Origin of the sequence: Pseudomonas sp. NPDC090208 (genome assembly GCF_044746785.1) — a bacterium.
Taxonomy (GTDB): Bacteria; Pseudomonadota; Gammaproteobacteria; order Pseudomonadales; family Pseudomonadaceae; genus Aquipseudomonas.
In genome coordinates this window covers 86282-105023 of the sequence record NZ_JBIVCU010000018.1, presented here as the reverse complement: position 1 = coordinate 105023, position 18742 = coordinate 86282, and the positions used below count along the sequence as shown (strand labels likewise).

General features: G+C 62.8%; 18 protein-coding genes. 8 read left to right on the top strand and 10 right to left on the bottom strand.

All coding sequences use genetic code 11. The annotated features are described in order from the left end of the window. The first annotated feature begins 103 nt into the window (after nucleotides 1-103). From hemA to ACIPL0_RS25195, 6 genes are all read left to right on the top strand, one after another. Nucleotides 104-1381 carry a glutamyl-tRNA reductase gene (gene hemA, locus ACIPL0_RS25220; protein WP_400600304.1) on the top strand — a complete coding sequence of 426 codons (1278 nt, stop codon included), beginning with the start codon at nucleotides 104-106 and terminating at the stop codon, nucleotides 1379-1381. Next, on the top strand, nucleotides 1378-2460 hold the full coding sequence (gene prfA, locus ACIPL0_RS25215) for a peptide chain release factor 1 (protein WP_400600306.1): 1083 nt from the start codon (nucleotides 1378-1380) through the stop codon (nucleotides 2458-2460). The genes hemA and prfA overlap by 4 nt, the downstream gene beginning before the upstream one ends. Then, nucleotides 2461-3294 (top strand): peptide chain release factor N(5)-glutamine methyltransferase, encoded by an 834-nt coding sequence (gene prmC / locus ACIPL0_RS25210; RefSeq protein ID WP_400600307.1) that lies wholly within the window; start codon nucleotides 2461-2463, stop codon nucleotides 3292-3294. Next, nucleotides 3288-4043: a molybdopterin-synthase adenylyltransferase MoeB gene (locus tag ACIPL0_RS25205; RefSeq protein WP_400600309.1), complete on the top strand. Its 756-nt coding sequence runs from the start codon at nucleotides 3288-3290 to the stop codon at nucleotides 4041-4043. Before prmC ends, ACIPL0_RS25205 begins: the two co-directional genes overlap by 7 nt. Nucleotides 4044-4054: 11 nt before the next feature. Further along, the gene (murI, locus tag ACIPL0_RS25200) at nucleotides 4055-4855 is read left to right on the top strand and encodes a glutamate racemase (protein ID WP_400600311.1); all 801 of its coding nucleotides are present in this window, start codon (nucleotides 4055-4057) and stop codon (nucleotides 4853-4855) included. A gap of 114 nt (nucleotides 4856-4969) precedes the next feature. After that, nucleotides 4970-5488, top strand: coding sequence for an acyloxyacyl hydrolase (locus ACIPL0_RS25195; protein ID WP_400600313.1), 519 nt, complete (start codon nucleotides 4970-4972; stop codon nucleotides 5486-5488). Between the two features lie 1335 nt (nucleotides 5489-6823). Here ACIPL0_RS25195 and ACIPL0_RS25190 read toward each other — a convergent pair. From ACIPL0_RS25190 to ACIPL0_RS25145, 10 genes are all read right to left on the bottom strand, one after another. Then, nucleotides 6824-7339 carry a DUF2878 domain-containing protein gene (locus ACIPL0_RS25190; protein ID WP_400600315.1) on the bottom strand — a complete coding sequence of 172 codons (516 nt, stop codon included), beginning with the start codon at nucleotides 7337-7339 and terminating at the stop codon, nucleotides 6824-6826. Continuing rightward, nucleotides 7332-8594 (bottom strand): class I SAM-dependent methyltransferase, encoded by a 1263-nt coding sequence (locus tag ACIPL0_RS25185; RefSeq protein WP_400600317.1) that lies wholly within the window; start codon nucleotides 8592-8594, stop codon nucleotides 7332-7334. Before ACIPL0_RS25185 ends, ACIPL0_RS25190 begins: the two co-directional genes overlap by 8 nt. After that, the gene (locus tag ACIPL0_RS25180; RefSeq protein ID WP_400600318.1) at nucleotides 8581-9381 is read right to left on the bottom strand and encodes a DUF1365 domain-containing protein; all 801 of its coding nucleotides are present in this window, start codon (nucleotides 9379-9381) and stop codon (nucleotides 8581-8583) included. The genes ACIPL0_RS25185 and ACIPL0_RS25180 overlap by 14 nt, the downstream gene beginning before the upstream one ends. Next, nucleotides 9378-10625, bottom strand: a complete 1248-nt coding sequence (locus ACIPL0_RS25175) for an NAD(P)/FAD-dependent oxidoreductase (protein WP_400600320.1) — start codon at nucleotides 10623-10625, stop codon at nucleotides 9378-9380. Before ACIPL0_RS25175 ends, ACIPL0_RS25180 begins: the two co-directional genes overlap by 4 nt. Next, nucleotides 10622-11398 (bottom strand): SDR family NAD(P)-dependent oxidoreductase, encoded by a 777-nt coding sequence (locus tag ACIPL0_RS25170; RefSeq protein ID WP_400600322.1) that lies wholly within the window; start codon nucleotides 11396-11398, stop codon nucleotides 10622-10624. The genes ACIPL0_RS25175 and ACIPL0_RS25170 overlap by 4 nt, the downstream gene beginning before the upstream one ends. Beyond that, nucleotides 11395-11820: a nuclear transport factor 2 family protein gene (locus ACIPL0_RS25165; protein ID WP_400600324.1), complete on the bottom strand. Its 426-nt coding sequence runs from the start codon at nucleotides 11818-11820 to the stop codon at nucleotides 11395-11397. The genes ACIPL0_RS25170 and ACIPL0_RS25165 overlap by 4 nt, the downstream gene beginning before the upstream one ends. Then, the gene (gene phrB / locus ACIPL0_RS25160; protein ID WP_400600326.1) at nucleotides 11813-13258 is read right to left on the bottom strand and encodes a deoxyribodipyrimidine photo-lyase; all 1446 of its coding nucleotides are present in this window, start codon (nucleotides 13256-13258) and stop codon (nucleotides 11813-11815) included. The genes ACIPL0_RS25165 and phrB overlap by 8 nt, the downstream gene beginning before the upstream one ends. Nucleotides 13259-13267: 9 nt before the next feature. Further along, on the bottom strand, nucleotides 13268-14206 hold the full coding sequence (locus ACIPL0_RS25155; protein WP_400600327.1) for a MerR family transcriptional regulator: 939 nt from the start codon (nucleotides 14204-14206) through the stop codon (nucleotides 13268-13270). Nucleotides 14207-14208: 2 nt separating this feature from the next. Further along, nucleotides 14209-15189, bottom strand: coding sequence for a YbgA family protein (locus ACIPL0_RS25150; protein WP_400600329.1), 981 nt, complete (start codon nucleotides 15187-15189; stop codon nucleotides 14209-14211). 308 nt (nucleotides 15190-15497) lie between these two features. Continuing rightward, complete coding sequence (locus ACIPL0_RS25145; protein ID WP_400600330.1) at nucleotides 15498-16484, bottom strand: NAD(P)/FAD-dependent oxidoreductase; 987 nt, start codon at nucleotides 16482-16484, stop codon at nucleotides 15498-15500. Nucleotides 16485-16786: 302 nt separating this feature from the next. Here ACIPL0_RS25145 and ACIPL0_RS25140 point away from each other — a divergent pair, with 302 nt between their 5' ends. Together ACIPL0_RS25140 and hemH are read left to right on the top strand one after the other, a co-directional pair. Next, nucleotides 16787-17689: a TIGR01777 family oxidoreductase gene (locus tag ACIPL0_RS25140; RefSeq protein WP_400600331.1), complete on the top strand. Its 903-nt coding sequence runs from the start codon at nucleotides 16787-16789 to the stop codon at nucleotides 17687-17689. A 14-nt stretch (nucleotides 17690-17703) separates the two neighbouring features. Then, nucleotides 17704-18735, top strand: a complete 1032-nt coding sequence (gene hemH / locus ACIPL0_RS25135; protein ID WP_400600332.1) for a ferrochelatase — start codon at nucleotides 17704-17706, stop codon at nucleotides 18733-18735. The last annotated feature ends 7 nt before the right edge of the window (nucleotides 18736-18742 follow it).

Genomic DNA, 18742 nt, shown 5'->3' with positions numbered 1-18742 from the left:
GGACAATAGCCTGTTCCGGACGTTCTGAATGTATTGCAGTGGTTGTCCTGAATCTATTGAAAGAGGACAATTGCCGGCTTCTCGTCATCACCAGCGACCTTGCATGGCCTTTCTTGCTCTGGGTATCAACCATAAGACTGCATCCGTGGATGTCCGCGAGCGCGTGGCATTTACGCCTGAGCAGTTGGTTGAGGCATTGCAGCAGCTGTGCCGGCTGACCCAGAGCCGCGAAGCCGCCATCCTGTCGACCTGCAACCGCAGTGAGCTTTATATAGAGCAGGACCAGCTGACCGCCGACGTGGTGCTGCGCTGGCTGGCCGACTACCACCAGTTGAATGTCGATGAGCTGCGCGCCAGTGCCTACGTGCACGAGGACGACGCAGCCGTGCGCCACATGATGCGCGTGGCCTCCGGGCTGGATTCGCTGGTGCTGGGCGAGCCGCAGATTCTCGGCCAGATGAAGTCCGCCTACGCCGTGGCGCGTGAGGCCGGCACCATCGGACCTCTGCTCGGGCGCCTGTTTCAGGCGACGTTCAGCGCCGCCAAGCAGGTACGCACGGACACGGCCATCGGCGAAAACCCGGTATCGGTGGCGTTTGCCGCCGTCAGCCTGGCCAAGCAGATCTTCAGCGATCTGCAGCGCAGTCAGGCTTTGCTGATCGGCGCGGGTGAAACCATCACGCTGGTCGCCCGGCACCTGCATGATCTCGGAGTCAAGCGTATCGTGGTCGCCAACCGCACGCTGGAGCGGGCGAGCATTCTGGCCGAAGAGTTCGGCGCCCACGCGGTGCTCTTGGCCGATATCCCTGCCGAGCTGGTCAACAGCGACATCGTCATCAGTTCTACCGCCAGCCAGTTGCCTATCCTCGGCAAGGGCGCAGTGGAAAGCGCGCTGAAACTGCGCAAGCACAAGCCGATTTTCATGGTCGACATCGCGGTGCCCCGCGACATCGAGCCGGAAGTCGGCGAGCTGGACGACGTTTACCTGTACACCGTCGACGATCTGCACGAAGTCGTCGCGGAAAACCTCAAGAGTCGCCAAGGTGCGGCCCAGGCAGCTGAGGAACTGGTCACGCACGGTGTCGACGATTTCATGTCGCGCCTGCGCGAGCTGGCCGCGGTGGATGTGCTCAAGGCCTACCGCCAGCAGAGCGAGCGGCTGCGCGACGAAGAGCTGCAAAAGGCCCAACGCCTGCTCGCCAACGGCGGCAACGCCGAAGACGTACTGGCGGCACTGGCCCGTGGTCTGACCAACAAATTGATGCATGCACCGAGCGTGCAACTGAAAAAACTTTCCGCTGAGGGCCGCGTCGATGCGCTGGCCATGGCTCAGGAACTCTTTGCCCTCAACGAGGGCTCCACGGATAAACCCCCGCAATGAAAGCTTCACTGCTCAACAAGCTGGACGTGCTCAGCGACCGCTTCGAGGAATTGACCGCTCTGCTTGGCGACGCCGAGGTCATTTCCGATCAGACCAAATTCCGCGCGTATTCCCGTGAGTACGCGGAAGTCGAGCCCGTCATCCAGGCCTACCAGCAACTGCTGAAAGTGCAGACTGGTCTGGAAGGCGCTCAGGCCCTGCTCAAGGACAGCGACCCGGACATGCGCGAAATGGCCGTGGAAGAAGTGCGCGAGGCCAAGGAGCAACTGGTGGTGCTGGAGAGCGAGCTGCAGAAAATGCTGCTGCCCAAGGACCCCAACGACGGTCGCAACGTGTTTCTGGAAATCCGTGCCGGCACCGGCGGCGACGAGGCGGCGATCTTCTCCGGCGACCTGTTCCGCATGTACTCGCGCTATGCCGAACGTCGCGGCTGGCGGGTCGAGATCCTGTCGGAGAACGAAGGCGAGCATGGCGGCTTCAAGGAAGTCATCGCCCGGGTCGAAGGTGAAAACGTCTACGGCAAGCTGAAGTTCGAATCCGGCGCCCACCGCGTGCAGCGCGTGCCCGAAACCGAATCCCAGGGCCGCATTCACACGTCCGCCTGCACCGTGGCGGTGTTGCCGGAGCCCGATGAGCAGCAGGCCATCGAGATCAACCCGGCGGACTTGCGCATCGACACCTATCGCTCGTCCGGCGCCGGTGGTCAGCACGTCAACAAGACCGACTCGGCGATCCGCATCACGCACTTGCCGACCGGTATCGTCGTCGAGTGTCAGGAAGAACGTTCGCAGCACAAGAACCGCGCCCGGGCCATGGCCTGGCTGTCGGCCAAGCTCAACGATCAGCAAACGGCCGCCGCCGCCAACGCCATCGCCAGCGAACGCAAGCTGCTGGTGGGGTCGGGTGACCGTTCCGAACGTATTCGCACGTACAACTTTCCGCAGGGCCGGGTGACCGATCACCGCGTCAACCTGACCCTGTATTCCCTGGATGAAGTTTTGGCCGGTGGAGTCGATGCAGTGATAGAACCGTTACTTGCCGAGTATCAGGCAGACCAACTTGCGGCACTGGGTGAGTAAATGACGATCATCGCCAGCTTGTTAAGAAGTGCCGAACTGCCGGATTCTCCTACCGCTCGCCTGGATGCCGAGCTGCTGTTGGCCGCCGCCCTGGGCAAGCCGCGCAGCTTTTTGCACACCTGGCCCGAGCGCATCGTCAGCAGCGAAGCGGCGCAGACCTTCGACGCTTACCTGAAGCGTCGCCGCACCGGCGAGCCGGTGGCCTACATTCTCGGTCAGCAAGGGTTCTGGAACATCGACCTCGAAGTCGCCACCCACACCCTGATTCCGCGACCGGAAACCGAGATGCTGGTGGAAACCGCGCTGGAGCTGTTGCCAGGCACGATCCCTCATCGCCTGCTCGATCTGGGCACCGGCACGGGCGCCATTGCCCTGTCGCTGGCCAAGGACCGCCCGCAGTGGACGGTCACTGCGGTCGACCGGGTAGAAGAAGCCGTGGCGCTGGCCGAGCGCAACCGTCAGCGGCTCTATCTGGACAACGCGCGGGTGCTGCAGAGCCACTGGTTCGGCGCCGTCGAAGGGCAGCGTTTCGACCTGATCCTGAGCAACCCGCCGTACATTGCCGACAATGATCCGCATCTGGTGCAAGGCGACGTACGCTTTGAACCGAGCAGCGCGCTGACCTCCGGTGCTGACGGTCTGGACGATCTGCGACTGATCGTGTCCCAGGCCCCGGCCCATCTGGAAGCCGGCGGCTGGCTGCTGCTGGAGCATGGCTACGATCAGGGCCCGGCGGTCCGTGAGTTGCTGGACCGTCATGGTTTCGAGCAGATCCAGACCCGTCGCGACCTGGGCGACCATGAACGCATTACCTTCGGGCGCGTACCGTGCTGACCGACGAAGAACTGCTGCGCTATAGCCGCCAGATTCTGCTGCGACAGGTCGATATCGACGGCCAGTTGCGTCTGAAGCAGAGTCGCGCACTGATCGTCGGCGTCGGCGGTCTGGGCTCGCCGGTGGCGCTGTATCTGGCGGCTGCCGGTGTCGGTGAGCTGCATCTGGCCGACTTCGACAGCGTCGACCTGACCAACCTGCAACGCCAGATCATTCACGACAGCCACAGCGTCGGGCAGAGCAAGGTCGATTCGGCCATGGCTCGGCTGAGTGCGATCAACCCTGAAGTCAGGCTCGTGCCCCATCGCACCGCGCTGGACGTCGATTCACTGGCCGCTGCTGTGGCGGCGGTAGATCTGGTGCTCGATTGTTCCGACAATTTCGGCACTCGTGAGGCGGTCAACGCCGCCTGCGTCGCTGCCGGCAAGCCGCTGGTCAGTGGCGCGGCGATTCGTCTGGAAGGGCAGTTGTCGGTGTTCGACCCGCGCCGAACGGAAAGTCCGTGCTACCACTGTTTATATGGGCACGGCAGCGAAGCCGAACTGACCTGCAGCGAAGCCGGCGTGATCGGCCCGCTGGTCGGATTGGTCGGCAGCCTGCAGGCCCTCGAAGCGCTGAAGCTGCTGGCTGGTTTTGGCGAGCCGCTGGTGGGGCGTCTATTGCTGATCGATGCCCTCGGCACGCGCTTCCGTGAGTTGAAAGTCAAACGTGATCCAGGCTGCAGCGTGTGCGGCAGCGCGAATGAGTAGAACGGTCGAGCATGACTAAAGACAAGGACGCCCCGGTCGCGGTGTTCGATTCCGGCGTCGGCGGGTTGTCGGTGCTGGGTGAGATTCACCAGCTGCTGCCCCACGAATCACTGCTCTATGTCGCCGATTGCGGGCATATCCCCTACGGCGAGAAAACTCCCGCGTTCATTCGCCAGCGTTGCATCGCCATCGCCGAGTTTTTTCGCGAAAAAGGCGCCAAGGCGCTGGTACTGGCCTGCAACACCGCAACCGTCGCAGGCGTCGCCGAATTGCGCGAACGCTACCCCGACTGGCCGATCGTCGGCATGGAGCCTGCGGTAAAACCGGCAGCAGCGGCGACTCGCAGCGGCGTGGTCGGCGTGCTGGCCACCACAGGCACCTTGCAGAGTGCCAAATTTGCGGCATTGCTGGATCGTTTCGCCACCGACGTGCAGGTCATCACCCAGCCGTGCCCCGGCTTGGTGGAGTTGATCGAAACCGGTGATCTGGTCAGCCCGGCCATTCGCCAGTTGCTGAAAAGCTACGTCGACCCCTTGCTGGCGGCGGGCTGCGACACGATTATCCTGGGATGCACCCACTATCCCTTCCTCAAACCGCTGCTGCGGGAAATGATTCCGGCGTCCATCAGCCTGATCGACACTGGCGCCGCTGTAGCGCGGCAGTTACAGCGTTTGCTCGATCAGCGCGGACTGCTCGCCAGTGGCGGTTCCTTTGACGCTCAGTTCTGGACGAGCGGTGATCCGCAAAATTTCCGAAACATCCTACCGTTGCTATGGAAAAATTCTGACAGTGTGCGAAGCTTCGATTCGTGAAAAACACGTGATCAGCGCTGTTTCTGCCTGGACTGATGGCCAAGGGCAGATTTTTACAGCAGAGCTGCTGAGATAAGAATGACCAATACTGCATACGAAAATAGGATGTTTCAGATGAAGCGACTGTTTTGTTTGGCTGCGATTGCGGCTGCGTTGACGGGGCAAAGCGCGATTGCTCATGCTGATGGGGTTGAGTTTTCGGTGGGGCACACCGGCGAGTCGACAATGACCTATCGTCTGGGCGCGCAATTTGATTGGGATCAAAGTTGGTGGCAAACCAGTGTGGGTCGTCTGACCGGCTACTGGAGCGGCGCCTACACCTACTGGGAAGGTGACAAGAGTTCCAGCAATAACAGCCTGTCGTTCTCGCCAGTGTTCGTCTATGAATTCGCCGGTGACAGCGTGAAGCCTTATATCGAAGCCGGTATTGGTGCTGCGGTGTTCCAGCACACTGAAGTTGAAGGCAATAAACTGGGCAGTGCCTTCCAGTTTGAAGACCGTATTGGTTTCGGTCTGCGTTTTGCCGGTGGTCATGAAGTTGGCCTGCGTGCCACTCACTATTCCAATGGTGGGTTGACCAGCAACAACGATGGTATTGAAAGTTACGCCATCCATTACACGATGCCGTTCTGAGTCGTGTCCCGAATGCCCGGCGCTCTGCCGGGCATTTTCGTTATCCCTGTTTTGCCTCCGGCACGTTACACAGATCCTTGTAGGAGCTGGCTTGCCCTGCGAGCGGCGACGCAGTCGTCGTAAATCCTGTGTCCTTGGCTTGTCTGATACTCCGCCTAGTCTGCTAACGCAGCCTGTTTCGCCTCCGGCACGTTACGCGAACTCTTGTAGGAGCTGGCTTGTCCTGCGAGCGGCGACGCAGTCGTCGTAAAACCTGTGTCCTTGGCCTGTCTGACACTCCGCCGAGTCTGCTAACGCAGCCTTGTTTCGCCTGACGGCGAGTTACTTGGAAAAGCCCCAAGTAACCAAGGGCTCTTATCCCCGCCATACGGTGCCTCGCCCAGGCTCGGCATGCCCTCACTCCGGCGACGCTCCGTGGGCACGCCGCAAATGGGCCATCCATGGCCCACGCGGCTCTCGCGGCATCCATGCCGCTCGGCGCCACTGCGCATCGCCTGCGTTCGGCCTTCTGGAACGGGGCACCAAGATCAAAAGCGAGATCAAAACCAGATCAAAAGCCGGCGAAACACACACTCCCTGTAGGAGCTGGCTTGCCCTGCGACCGGCGACGAAGTCGTCGTAAATCCTGTGCACTCGGTGTGTCTGGCCTGACGCTGTAGCTGCTAACGCAGCTTGGTTTCGCCTGACGGCGAGTTACTTGGAAAAGCCCCAAGTAACCAAAGGCTTCTTACCCCGCCATACGGCACCTCGCTAATGCTCGGTGTTCCCGCACTCCGGCAATGCTCCGTGGGCCCGCCGCGAATGGGCCATCCATGGCCCACGCGGCTCTCGCGGCATCCATGCCGCTCGGCGCCACTCCACATCGCCTGCGTTAGGCCTTCCGGAACGGGGCCCCAAGATCAAAAGCCAGATCAAAACCAGATCAAAAGCCGGCGAAACACACACTCCCTGTGGGAGCGGGCTCGCCCGCGAGGGCGTCCTCAAGATCGCCACCGGCGGCAAGCCGGACTGCTACGGGCTTTCACGGCGTACTGAAACTTGTGGGACACCCGAAATAACTGTGGGAGCGAATTTATTCGCGATGCGGTATTTCTGATGAGAGGAGCGTGTTGACTGGACAGACATCGCGAATGAATTCGCTCCTACAGTAGATCTTTGCTTATTCAGAAATGTGGCGGCGTCAGCCGGGGCGCGGTCGTCCGAATGTGGCTCAGACCAAGCACGCTCCTGCAGGCACGACGCCAAATCCCCGTAGCAGTCCGGCTCGCCCGCGACGGCGTCCTCAAGATCGCTACCGCCGGCAAGCCGGACTGCTTCGGAAAAGCGGGTGCGCTCTTACACCGACAGCTGCCGCGAGCAGGTCTGGCGGAAGTACGCGGCCAGCCAGTGCAGCAGGGGGAAGACGGCCGCCCAGATCACGGCGAGGATCAGTGCGCTGGTCCACAGGCCCAGGGGCAACTGGACGTGGGTCAGTCGGGTGCCGGCGATGTAGGACAACGGGCCGCCGATGGCGCCGAGGAGGCTGGCCAGCCACCAGGGGCGGGCGGTCCAGGCCAGGCAGTGGTTGAGGGTGGTGGCCAGGAGTGGCCAGAGCAGGGCGAGCCAGAGCGGGATCACGCGGCCGGCATCGCCGAAGTCGAAGACGCCAAGTTTGATCAGCGCGCTGTCCAGCACGCAGCCGAGGGCGAACACGGTCATCAGCAGGCGGCCTTCGCTATGGCGGTGGTCGCTCAGGCGCAGGTGCAGCAACAGGATCGCCAGCGGGATCAGCAGCCAGGCGCTGTTGCCGCCGAGCACGCAGGTGAACCAGCCGAGCTGGAACAGCGCCGCGTTTGCCAGCTTTCTAAGCATTGAATCGCCCCAGCAGCGGCTGCGGCATCGCACCAGGTTTGGCCAGCAGCAATTGCGCGGTGCCGATGGTGCGTTCGAGGAAGCCGCCCTCGCAGTAGCACAGGTAAAACTCCCACAGCCGCAGGAAGTAATCGTCATAACCCTGTTCCCGCAGATAACCGGCGGCGTGGCGGAAGTTGGCCTGCCACAGGCGCAGCGTGCGGGCGTAATGCAGGCCGAAGTCTTCCATGTGCAGCAGGTTCATGTCGGTGTCGCGACCGACCACGTCCAGCAGGCGTGCCACCGACGGCAGTGCGCCGCCGGGGAAGATGTAGCGTTGGATGAAATCGACGCTGCGTCTGGCCTGTTGGTAGCGTTGTTCGCGGATGGTGATCGCCTGCAACAGCATCAGGCCGTTGTCCTTGAGCAGCCGCGTGCATTGTTTGAAATAAGTCGGCAAGTAGCGATGGCCGACGGCCTCGATCATCTCGATGGACACCAGCTTGTCGTATTCGCCGGTCAGGTCGCGGTAGTCGCGCAGTAACAGGGTGATGCGGTCTTGCAGGCCAAGCTCGGCGATGCGCTTCTCGGTCCAGGCGAACTGTTCGCGGGACAGTGTCGTGGTGGTGACGCGGCAGCCATATTTCTGCGCTGCGTAGATCGCCATGCTGCCCCAGCCGGTGCCGATTTCCAGCAGGTGGTCGCCGGGTTGCAGTCGCAGTTTCTGGCAGATGCGTTCCAGCTTGTTCAGTTGCGCCTGTTCCAGCGTGTCGTCGGGGCTGAGGAATTGCGCCGCCGAATACATCATGGTCGGGTCGAGGAAGTGCTCGAACAGGTCGTTGCCGAGGTCGTAGTGGGCGGCGATGTTCTTCTGCGAGCCCTTGCGGGTGTTGCGGTTCAGCCAGTGCAGACCGTGGACGAACGGTCGGCTGAAGCGGGCGAAGCCGCTTTCCATGGCGTCGAGCACGTCCAGGTTGCTGACGAACACGCGGATCACCGCCGTCAGGTCCGGCGTGGTCCAGTAGCCGTGGATGAACGCTTCGCCCGCGCCGATCGAGCCGTTGCTGGCGACCAGGCCCCAGGCGGCCGCGTCGTGCACATGGATTTCACCCTGAAGCCTGGCCCCGGCGGCGCCGAATACATGCCGCTCATCCCCCTCGAAAATCACCAGCAGGCCATGACGCAACTGCGCCAGCTGACGCAGCACACCCCGGCGCAGCAGGTTGGCGGTGAGGCTGTTGGTGCTGAAGCCTGCGGTCGCACTAGGGCTCTTCATGACGTCGCTCCTCCTGTTGAACCGAAGCGGTTCGGTATGAGCCTTCGGCGGCTTGATGGGAAACCAGCGGTATACGTTTGACGAACAGGCGCAGCGCTTGCCAGTAGATCGCCACGCAGGTCTTGGCGGTCATCCACGGAAAACGCAGCAGGTGCCGGTGCAAAGCCGGGCGGTCCAGGGTTTCTCGGTGCAGATTGAGCGTGGCGTCGAAGACTTTCAGGTCGCCCTGCCAGTCGGCCATATGCACGCCCAGGCGCTGGTCCGGCTGGCTGAAACTCATGCGGTATTGCAGATCCCGGGGCAGAAACGGCGAAACATGAAAAGCTTTGGCCACGGCGAAATGCTGATGACCCTCGCTGCCGGCTGGCAGCACGTAGTGATAGCGTTCGCGCCACGGCGTGTTGGTCACTTCGCAGACAATCGCCGCCAGCGAGCCGTCCTGCTCGAAGCAATAGAAAAAGCTCACCGGGTTGAACGACAGCCCCCAACTGCGCGCCTGGGTCAGCAGGCAGACCCGTCCCAGCGGCGCGCGTCCCAGGGCCTGGCGCAGGATGTCGCGCACTGCGCCGATCAGGGAAATGCCGCGACGGGTGTACTCGCGCAGGTAATCGCTCTGGCGGAACGAAAACGGTGCCAGACGACTTGCCCCGGCCAGAGGCGACAGGGCCATCACGCGTTCCTGTTCGTCGAGGTCCAGGTACAGCATGCCGATCCGATAGCGGAACGCATGGGCCCGTGGCGAGAAACGCCGGTGGGTCACCCAGCCGCTGTACAGGGCGCTGTTCACAATTGCTCTCCGAACGCCGAGGCCACGCGCAGCGCGCTGACCACACCGTCTTCATGGAAGCCGCTGGCCCAGTAGGCACCGCAGAAATAGCTGTGTTGTGCGCCGAACAGCTCCTGCCAGCGCGCCTGGGCGGCCATGCCGTCGAGGCTGTATTGCGGATGGGCATAGCGGTAGCGGGCAAGAATCTTGTCCGGGTCGATGGCGGGCGTCTGGTTGAGGCTCACGCAAAAGGTGGTGTCGCTGTCGATGCCTTGCAGGATGTTCATCGCGTAGGTCACCGCCGCCGACTGATCACCGGCACCGCCGAGACGGTAGTTCCAGCTGGCCCAGGCCAGTGGTCGTTGCGGCAGCAGGCGGGTGTCGGTGTGCAGCACCACGTCGTTGTCGGCGTAGGGCAGGGCGCCGAGGATCTGCCGTTCGGCGTGGCTGGGTTCGGCCAGCAGCGCAAGCGCCTGGTCGCTGTGACAGGCGAACACCACCTTGTCGAAGCGTTCGCGCCCCGCCGCGCTGTGTACCGTCACGCCGTCCTTGTCGCGCTCGACCCGCTGCACCGGGCATTGCAGGCGAATGCGCTGGCGAAACGGCGCAACCAACGGCTCGACATAGGCACTGGAGCCGCCTTCGATGACGTACCACTGCGGCCGGTTGCTGACCGAGAGCAAGCCGTGGTTCTTGAAGAACCGCACGAAAAACTGCAGTGGAAACGCCAGCATGTCGGCCAGCGACATCGACCAGATCGCCGCGCCCATGGGCACGATGTAGTGCTCGGTAAAGCGCCGGCCATAGCCTTCGGCTTTCAGATAGGCGCCCAGGGTGGTGTCGGCGGCGATGCGCTGGCTTTGCAGGTCGACCAGCGCCTGCCGGTTGAAGCGCAGAATGTCGCGCAACATGCCCCAGAAACTCGGTGACAGCAGGTTGCTGCGCTGGGCGAACAGGCTGTTGAGGTTGTTGCCGTTGTATTCGGTGCGACTGTGCGGGTCGCACACCGAAAAGCTCATTTCGGTGGGCTTGTACGCCACGCCCAGCTGTTTGAGCAGCTTGATGAAGTTGGGGTAAGTCCAGTCGTTGAACACGATGAAACCGGTGTCGATGGCGTGGCGTTTGCCGTCGACGGTGACATCGACCGTGTGGGTGTGTCCGCCGATCCAGCTGTCGGCCTCGAACAGGGTGATGTCGTGCACGCGGTCGAGCAGGCGGGCGCAGGTCAGCCCGGAAATGCCGCTGCCGATGATGGCGATTTTCATGGCGTACCCCCGTTCTGGCCGGCGGCGCGGACCATGCGTTTGCCCAGCGCCAGTTGCACGCGTTCGGGCAGTAGAGCCAGGGTTTTCAGGGCGAGGATGAAGACGCGGGGAAAGGCGATTTCCAATGGGCGGCGTTTCTTGTCCAGGCGCTCGGCGATGTAGCGTGCGGCCTTGTCGGCGGACCAGCGCATGGGCATGGCGAAGTCGTTTTTGCGGGTCAGTGGCGTGTCGACGAAACCCGGGCTGACCACAGTGACGTCGATGCCTTCACCGGCCAGGTCGATGCGCAGCGACTGCAACAGATAGCGCAAGCCGGCTTTCGACCCGCCATAGGCTTCCGAGCGGGTCAGCGGCAGGAACGCCACCGAGCTGGCGACACCGACCAGATGGGGGCGTTTGCCCTGACGCAGCAGGGGCAGTGCGTGTTCGATGCAATAAGCGCTGGCGATCAGGTTGGTCTTGACCACCCGTTCCACCATCGCAGCATCGAACTGGCTGGCGTCGATGTATTCGCAGGTGCCGGCGTTGAGAATCGCCGTGTCCAGTGCGCCCCAGACCCGGAGGATACGTTTGCCGATTTCTTCGACCTGCTCGGCGTCGCTGACATCGCCGGGCACCAGCAGTACCTGCTGTGGATAACGCAGTTCAAGCGCCTGCAACGGCGGCAGGCTGCGGGCGGTCAGGGCAAGCTGGTGCCCGGCGGCCAACAGGCATTCGGCCAGAGCCAGGCCAATGCCGCTGCTGGCGCCGGTCAGCCAGATGCGCCGTTTCACGTCAGCCGCCCTTTGAGCCAGCGGATCATCCGGCCCATCACCGGCAGGTGCTCGTACAACAGGGCGCCGGCGTCGAAGAAGTCACGGTGCTGAAAGACCTTGCTGTCGGTCCACAGCAGGTGCGAACAACCCTGCACCACCACCGGTTCGCCCTGTTTCAGGCGTGGGTGGCGATAGGTCATGGTCCAGCGCAGATAACCCTTGCCCTCGCGCACCTGATCGAAGGCGTGAAACTCGAAGGACAGTTCGCTGACGTTGGCGTACAGCTGCACGAAATAGCGGTGCAAATCACTCAGGCCATGGATTTCATGCAGCGGGTCAGTGAAGGCGATGTCGTCGCTGTACAGTTCGCCGAGGCGGTGCAGGTTGTCCTTGTCCAGCGCGGAGAAGCGGCGAGCGTAGTCGCGAAGGAACTCACTCATGGTCGTGAGCCTCTGCGGTCTGTCGTGGCAGGGATTTGAACGCGGTCAGCGCCCGTTCGCGGCTGGACTTGAGATCGACGATGGGCGCCGGATAGCCAGCCACGCCGAACAGCCCGCCCAGCGCCGCCGGGTTGTGTACGTCGCGCTTGTTGAGATCGGCCAGCTCGGGAAGCCAGGTCTTGAGAAAGCGGCCTTCCGGGTCGAAACGTTCCGACTGGCTGATCGGGTTGAAGATGCGGAAATACGGCGAGGCGTCGGTGCCGGTCGAGGCGCTCCATTGCCAGCCGCCGTTGTTTGCCGCCAGGTCGCCGTCGATCAAATGCTGCATGAAAAAACGTTCGCCTTCGCGCCAGTCGATCAGCAGGTTCTTGGTCAGGAACATCGCCACGACCATGCGCAGGCGGTTGTGCATCCAGCCGGTGTCCAGCAACTGGCGCATGGCGGCGTCGACAATCGGCAGGCCGGTGCGGCCCTGTTGCCAGGCTTCCAGATCCTTCGGCGCGTGGCGCCATTTCACCGCTTCGGTTTCCGGCCGGAATGCCCGATGCCGTGATACGCGCGGGAAGCCTGTCAGCACGTGCTTGTAGAACTCGCGCCAGAGCAGTTCGTTGATCCAGGTGACCGAGCCGGAATTACCGGTTTCGAACTCGCCGTGGTTGCTGCTCAGTGCCGCGTGCAGGCACTGGCGGGGCGAGATCACCCCGGCAGCGAGGTAGGCCGAGAGCTGGCTGGTGCCCTGTTTGGCCGGGAAATCGCGTTCCTCGTCGTAGTAATGCACCTGTTCGTCGGTGAATTGCGCCAGACGCTGGCGGGCTTCGTCCTCACCGGCGGGCCAGAGATCTCGCAATGCCTGAGCCGGCGTCCGGAAGCCGGGCACATGTTCGGGCACCGCGTCGGCTTTCACTTGCACCGGCGACTGCTTGTGCGGCAGCCGCACCAATGCCGGCACCGAATGATGCAGATGCTCGTAACAGACCTTGCGGAACTGGGTGAAGACCTTGAAGTAGCCGCCGCTCTTGGTCAGCACGCTGCCGGGCTTGAAGAACAACTGATCGAGATGACGACGAAAGCCGATGCCTTTTTGGTCCAGCGCGGTTTCAACGTCGCGGTCCCGTGCGCACTCGTTGACGCCGTACTCATCGTTGACGTGAACCTGCTCGACGCCATGTGCCTCGCACAGTTGCAGCAGGGCCTTGGGTGCTTTGTCCCAGGTGTCGGCATGGGCGATCAGCAGCGGCACATTCAGCGCGGCCAGGGCTTTTTTCAGTTCGGCCAGGTTGCGCAGCCAGAAGTCGACCTTGCAGGGGGCGTCGTCATGGCTTTTCCATTGCGCCGGGCTGAGCAGATAGACCGCCAGCGTCGGCCCCTGCTGCATGGCGGCACTCAGGGCGGTGTTGTCGTGGACCCGCAGGTCGCAGCGGAACCAGATCAGTTGCATGTTCACTCCTCAGATAAGCCCGAGCCGCTGCAGCGCGGTCAGTGCCGCCAGCGGGTCATCGGCCAGGGTCAGGCTGTCGGCGTCATCGACGGCCGCCGGCCAGTCGCCTGCATGAATGCGCACCGCTGCGCCTGCGAGCACCTTGGGGCAGGCGGTGCTGTGCAGCAGGCGTGGCAATTGGGACAGGTTCAGAGACTTGCTGGAGTACAGAATCACTGCCCGTGGCTTGAGCTGGTCGCAGGCCAGAGACAGTTCGCCCGGCGGCAGCGGCCAGTCGAAGACTTCGACAGGGCAGTCGGCACCGCTCACCAGCCACGCGGTCAGCCACAGATGCGGCTCCATCGGTGCGTCGGACTGGTTGATCAGCAGCAGCGGTGCCCCACTGGCCTGACGGTTGTTGTGGTACAGCCGCGCGCCGAACTTGCTGCGCAGCCAGGAATACAAGAATACCCGCTCCAGTTGTGCGCCGAACTGGCCCTGCCAGCGCTGCTCCAGGGTGGCCAGCAGCGGCAGCAGCAGTTGCTCGCAGAGGGTGCGCGGCGGGTACAGCGACATGGCCTGATTGAGCGTGTCGTCCAGGCGCCGCTCGGCGAGGCCGGTGATGGCTTGCAGCAGGCTTTGCTGCAGGCGGTCCCAGTCGTTTTCGACGTTGGGCGGCGGGCTGTTCTGGGTGTCGAGCAATTGTTTGACCTGGCTGACGGAAACGCCGCGGTTGAGCCAGGTCAGGATGGCCTGAACGCGTTCGACATGGGCGGTGGTGTACAGGCGATGCCCCTTGGGCGTGCGGTGCGGCACGATCAGCCCGTAGCGGCGCTCCCAGGCGCGCAGGGTCACGGCGTTGACGCCGGTCAGGCGGGCGACTTCACGAATCGGCAGCCAGCCTTCTTCAAGGGCGTCGGCGTAGGCCTGCGGATCGTCATCATCGGCTTCTGGGCGGGGTGTGTTCATGGTCAGATCGCATTACGCAGGCTGAGGTTTTCCGGATGCGGTTGCAGGTACACCTGCAAGGCAATGTACGGGTCTGGATGGCGGCGGAAGTGGTGCTTGAGCAGGGTCAGCGGCACCACCAGCGGCACGATGCCCTGGTGGTACTGATTGATGACGCTCTGGATTTCCTTCTTGTCCGGCGCGCTGAGGGTGTCGCGCAGATAGCCGCACAGGTGTTGCAGGACATTGGTGTGGGTGCGACGGGTCGCCGGTTTTTTCAGGGCGGTCATCAACTGACTGAAGTAGCGCGGGGCGATTTCAACAGGATCGCTGTTGCCCATGTGCCCCAGCAGACTGCCCAGCACCTTGTATTGCATGGGGTCGTTGGCCATCAGCTGGTATTTGTAGCGGGCGTGAAATTCGGTCAGCGCGCGGCGGCTGATGCCGCTTTTCAGCAAATCCTGCCAGGCGGCGTAGGCGTAGACCCGGGTGATGAAGTTTTCCCGCAGCACCGGGTCGCACAAGCGTCCGGCTTCTTCCACCGGCAGATCGGGCTGGCGCACGCAGAAAGCCTGGGCATAGATGCCGCGTGCGCCGGCATCGAACAGCGCGCCGTTGTCGCGATAGACCTTGACCCGCTCCAGGCCGCAGGACGGCGACTTCTGCATGAAGATGTAGCCACAGATGTCATCCATGGCCTCAGCCATGTGCACGCCGTAGTCGGCCAGCGCCTCGGTGACGTTGAGGTCTTCGCGCACGGTGCCCACCGCCTGGGGGTGTTCGGGGTCGCCGACCAGGCGGATCGGCTCACGGGGAACCCCCATGCCGATCGCCACTTCCGGACAGGCGGGGACGAAATCGAAATAATCATTGAGTGAGCGGGTGAGCAGGTGCGATTCCTTGTGGCCGCCGTTGTAGCGGACCTCAACCCCCATCAGGCAGGCGCTGACACCGAGCCTGGGCCGTGGGGCGGAAGGTTGAACCGGATCGAAGAGGGGAGACATGGCAAAGCCTCAATGAACTACTTGTACAGTTTTGATGGCCTGTACAATATTTCGTTCATCATAGGTTTGCGCTTGTGCAAGTACAAATATTTTGTACAAGGTTTGGCCGCAGCTTGTCCTGTAGGAGCGTGGCTTGTCCCGCGAGCGGCTGCGAAGCAGTCGTAGGCCCGTACGCATTGGGCGTATCAGAAATATCGCGTGTGCAGGTTTTACGACTGCTTCGCAGCCGGTCGCAGGACAAGCCAGCTCCTACAGGTCTGGCGTTGTCCGGGGACCGGTCAATTCGCTACGCAAGGCCCACCGTGAAATCACTTGAGATGCTCAAGCAACCGCCGCGCCGCCTCCTGACCACTCAACCACGCACCTTCAACCCGGCCGGACAGGCACCAGTCGCCACACACGTACAGCCCCAGATCCGGATCGGACAGCGCGCCCACTTCACGCCCGCCGGCAGGCCGTGCGTAGAGCCAGCGATGGGCGAGGGTGAAGGTCGGCGCTGGCATGGCGCAGTTGATCAGTTCGGCAAATGCGCCGTGCAGGTGATCGATCACCTGTTCCTTGGGCATATCCAGGTGTTGGCGGCTCCAGGCGCTGGTGGCGTGCAGCACCCAGGTGTCCAGCGTACTGTTGCGCCCCGGCTTGCTGCGGTTGCGAGCGAGCCAGTCGAGGGCGCTGTCCTGCACGAAGCAGCCTTCCAGTTCGGTTTCCAGCGGTGTGTCGAATGCCAGCGCGACGGCCCAGGTCGGCTCCATTTTCACCCCGGCAACGACGCTGGCCAGCTTCGGCGCGGCGGCCAGCAGCGTGCTTGCCTGCGGCGCTGGAATGGCGATCACCACCTGGCTGAACGGGCCATGGCTGCGACCGTCGGCGTCCAGCAGGTTCCAGTGTTCTTCACCACGGAAGACTTCGGTGATGCGGCAGGAGAACGTCACCGGCAAATCGCCGAGCATGGCCCGGGTGATGGCGCTCATGCGCGGTGTGCCGACCCAGCGCACTTGCTCGTCCGGCGACAGGCTCAACTGGCCGCCGTGGAAGTTGTACAGCAGCGGTGCCCACTCGGCGACATGGCCTGCGGCCTGCCACTGCTGTACGACGTTGGCGAAACGGCGGTCGCGGGTGGTGAAATACTGCGCGCCCATGTCCAGCGCGCCTGCGTCGCTGCGTTTGCTGGACATTCTGCCGCCACTGCCGCGGCTCTTGTCGAAAAGGTGGATGCTATGCCCGGCGGCGTGCAGTGCCTGGGCAGCTGAGAGTCCGGCGATACCGGTACCGATGATTGCGATGGGGACAGTCATGGGGGCCTCGTTACCTTGTCTGCACAGACTACGTCGTCGTTTAAACCTGTACAATTCTGTTTTTCGGTATAACTTGCCGTCCTTCGACGTTCAGGACGCTGGCGATGCCTGTGGGCTCATTTAATGAGTCTGACGCCTCGGCCGAATCGTTCAACTGTTCGAACGGATAAATCGAACGCCACGGCGTCCGTCGTTCTCTATAGCGTGGCCTATGGTTCAACTATTCGCTTCGTTCACAAGCAGATTGTTTGTGAAGAAATAGACTACCGATTTGCGACGAACGCCACGCGAGGAATTCAGCCATGCATATCTTGCTGACCGGCGGTACAGGCTTGATAGGACGTCGCCTGTGTCGACACTGGCTCGATCAGGGCCATCAACTCACCGTCTGGAGCCGGCGACCCGAGCAGGTGGGCCGTTTGTGCGGTACCGGCGTGCGCGGCATTGCGCATCCGGACGACCTTGGCAACCTGCACGTCGATGCGGTGATCAACCTGGCGGGGGCGCCGATCGCCGACCGTCCGTGGACGCGCAAACGGCGGATGCTGCTGTGGGACAGCCGCATCACGCTGACCGAACAGCTGATCACTTGGCTGGAGCGCCGCGAACAGAAACCCGCCGTGCTGATCTCCGGTTCTGCGGTGGGCTGGTACGGCGATGGCGGTGAGCGCGAGCTGGATGAACAGGCCGGGCCGGTGAGCGAGGATTTCGCCAGCCAGCTGTGCATCGCCTGGGAGGAAACTGCCCAGCGTGCCGAAACCCTGGGCATCCGCGTGGTGTTGCTGCGTACCGGCCTGGTGCTGGCGCGCGAGGGTGGTTTCCTGCAGCGCCTGTTGCCGCCGTTCAGGCTGGGCATGGGCGGGCCGCTTGGCAACGGCCGGCAATGGATGCCGTGGATTCACATCGACGATCAAATCGCGGCGATTGATTTTCTGTTGAACCGGGAAGAGGCCAGAGGTCCCTATAATGCCTGCGCGCCATCACCGGTTCGTAACCGCGACTTCGCCAGAACGCTCGGCGCTCTGCTGCATCGCCCGGCGTTCATGCCGATGCCGGCCCTGGCCTTGCGCGTGCTCATGGGCGAGTTGTCTATTTTGCTGTTGGGCGGCCAGCGTGCTCGCCCGGCCCGGCTGCAAGAAGCCGGTTTCACGTTCCGATTCACTGATCTGCAGGCGGCGCTGAGGGATATTCTGCGCCGCCCCTGACATCAAGGTGTTGCATGACCGATCACGCGTTGCTGCTGGTTAATCTGGGTTCCCCGGCGTCCACCGAGGTCGCCGACGTCCGGCGTTACCTCAATCAGTTTCTGATGGACCCTTATGTCATCGACCTGCCTTGGCCGCTGCGGCGCCTGCTGGTGTCGCTGATTCTGATCAAGCGCCCGGAGCAGTCGGCCCATGCCTATGCGTCGATTTGGTGGGATGAAGGCTCGCCGTTGGTCGTGCTGAGCAAGCGCCTGCAAGAGGCCATGCGCAAGGAATGGACGCAGGGCCCGGTGGAACTGGCGATGCGTTACGGCGAGCCGTCGATTGAAACGGTGCTGACCCGCCTGGCTGCGCAGGGCATTCGCAAGGTCACGCTGGCGCCGTTGTACCCGCAGTTCGCCGACAGCACCGTGACCACGGTCATCGAAGAGGCTCGGCGAGTGGTGCGGGAGAAAAACCTGTCGTTCGAATTTGCCCTGCTGCCGCCGTTCTACGATCAGCCGGAGTACCTGGAGGCGCTGGTGGAAAGCGTGCGGCCGCATCTGGCGCAGGACTACGACCATGTGCTGCTGAGTTTCCACGGACTGCCGGAAAGCCACATCAACAAGCTCGACCCGACGAAACAGCATCGCTTCGACAAGAACGGCAATTGCTGCGATCACACCACGCCCGAGTCCATGGCCTTCTGTTACCGCGCGCAGTGCATGTACTCCTCGGCACTGTTCGCCGAGCGCATGGGCATTCCGGATGGCAAGTGGTCGGTGTCGTTCCAGTCGCGGTTGGGTCGCAACAAGTGGATCGAGCCCTACACCGAGGCGCATCTGGCCGAACTGGCGGGGCAGGGCGTGAAGCGCCTGCTGGTGATGTGCCCGGCGTTTGTCGCCGACTGCATCGAGACGCTGGAAGAAATCGGCGACCGCGGCGCCGAGCAGTTCAAGGAAGCGGGGGGCGAGGAGCTGGTGCTGATTCCGTGCCTCAACGACGACCCGAACTGGGCGAAGGCATTGAACATCTTGTGCGAGCGGGCGCCTGCAATGGCGATGTGAGGTTTGT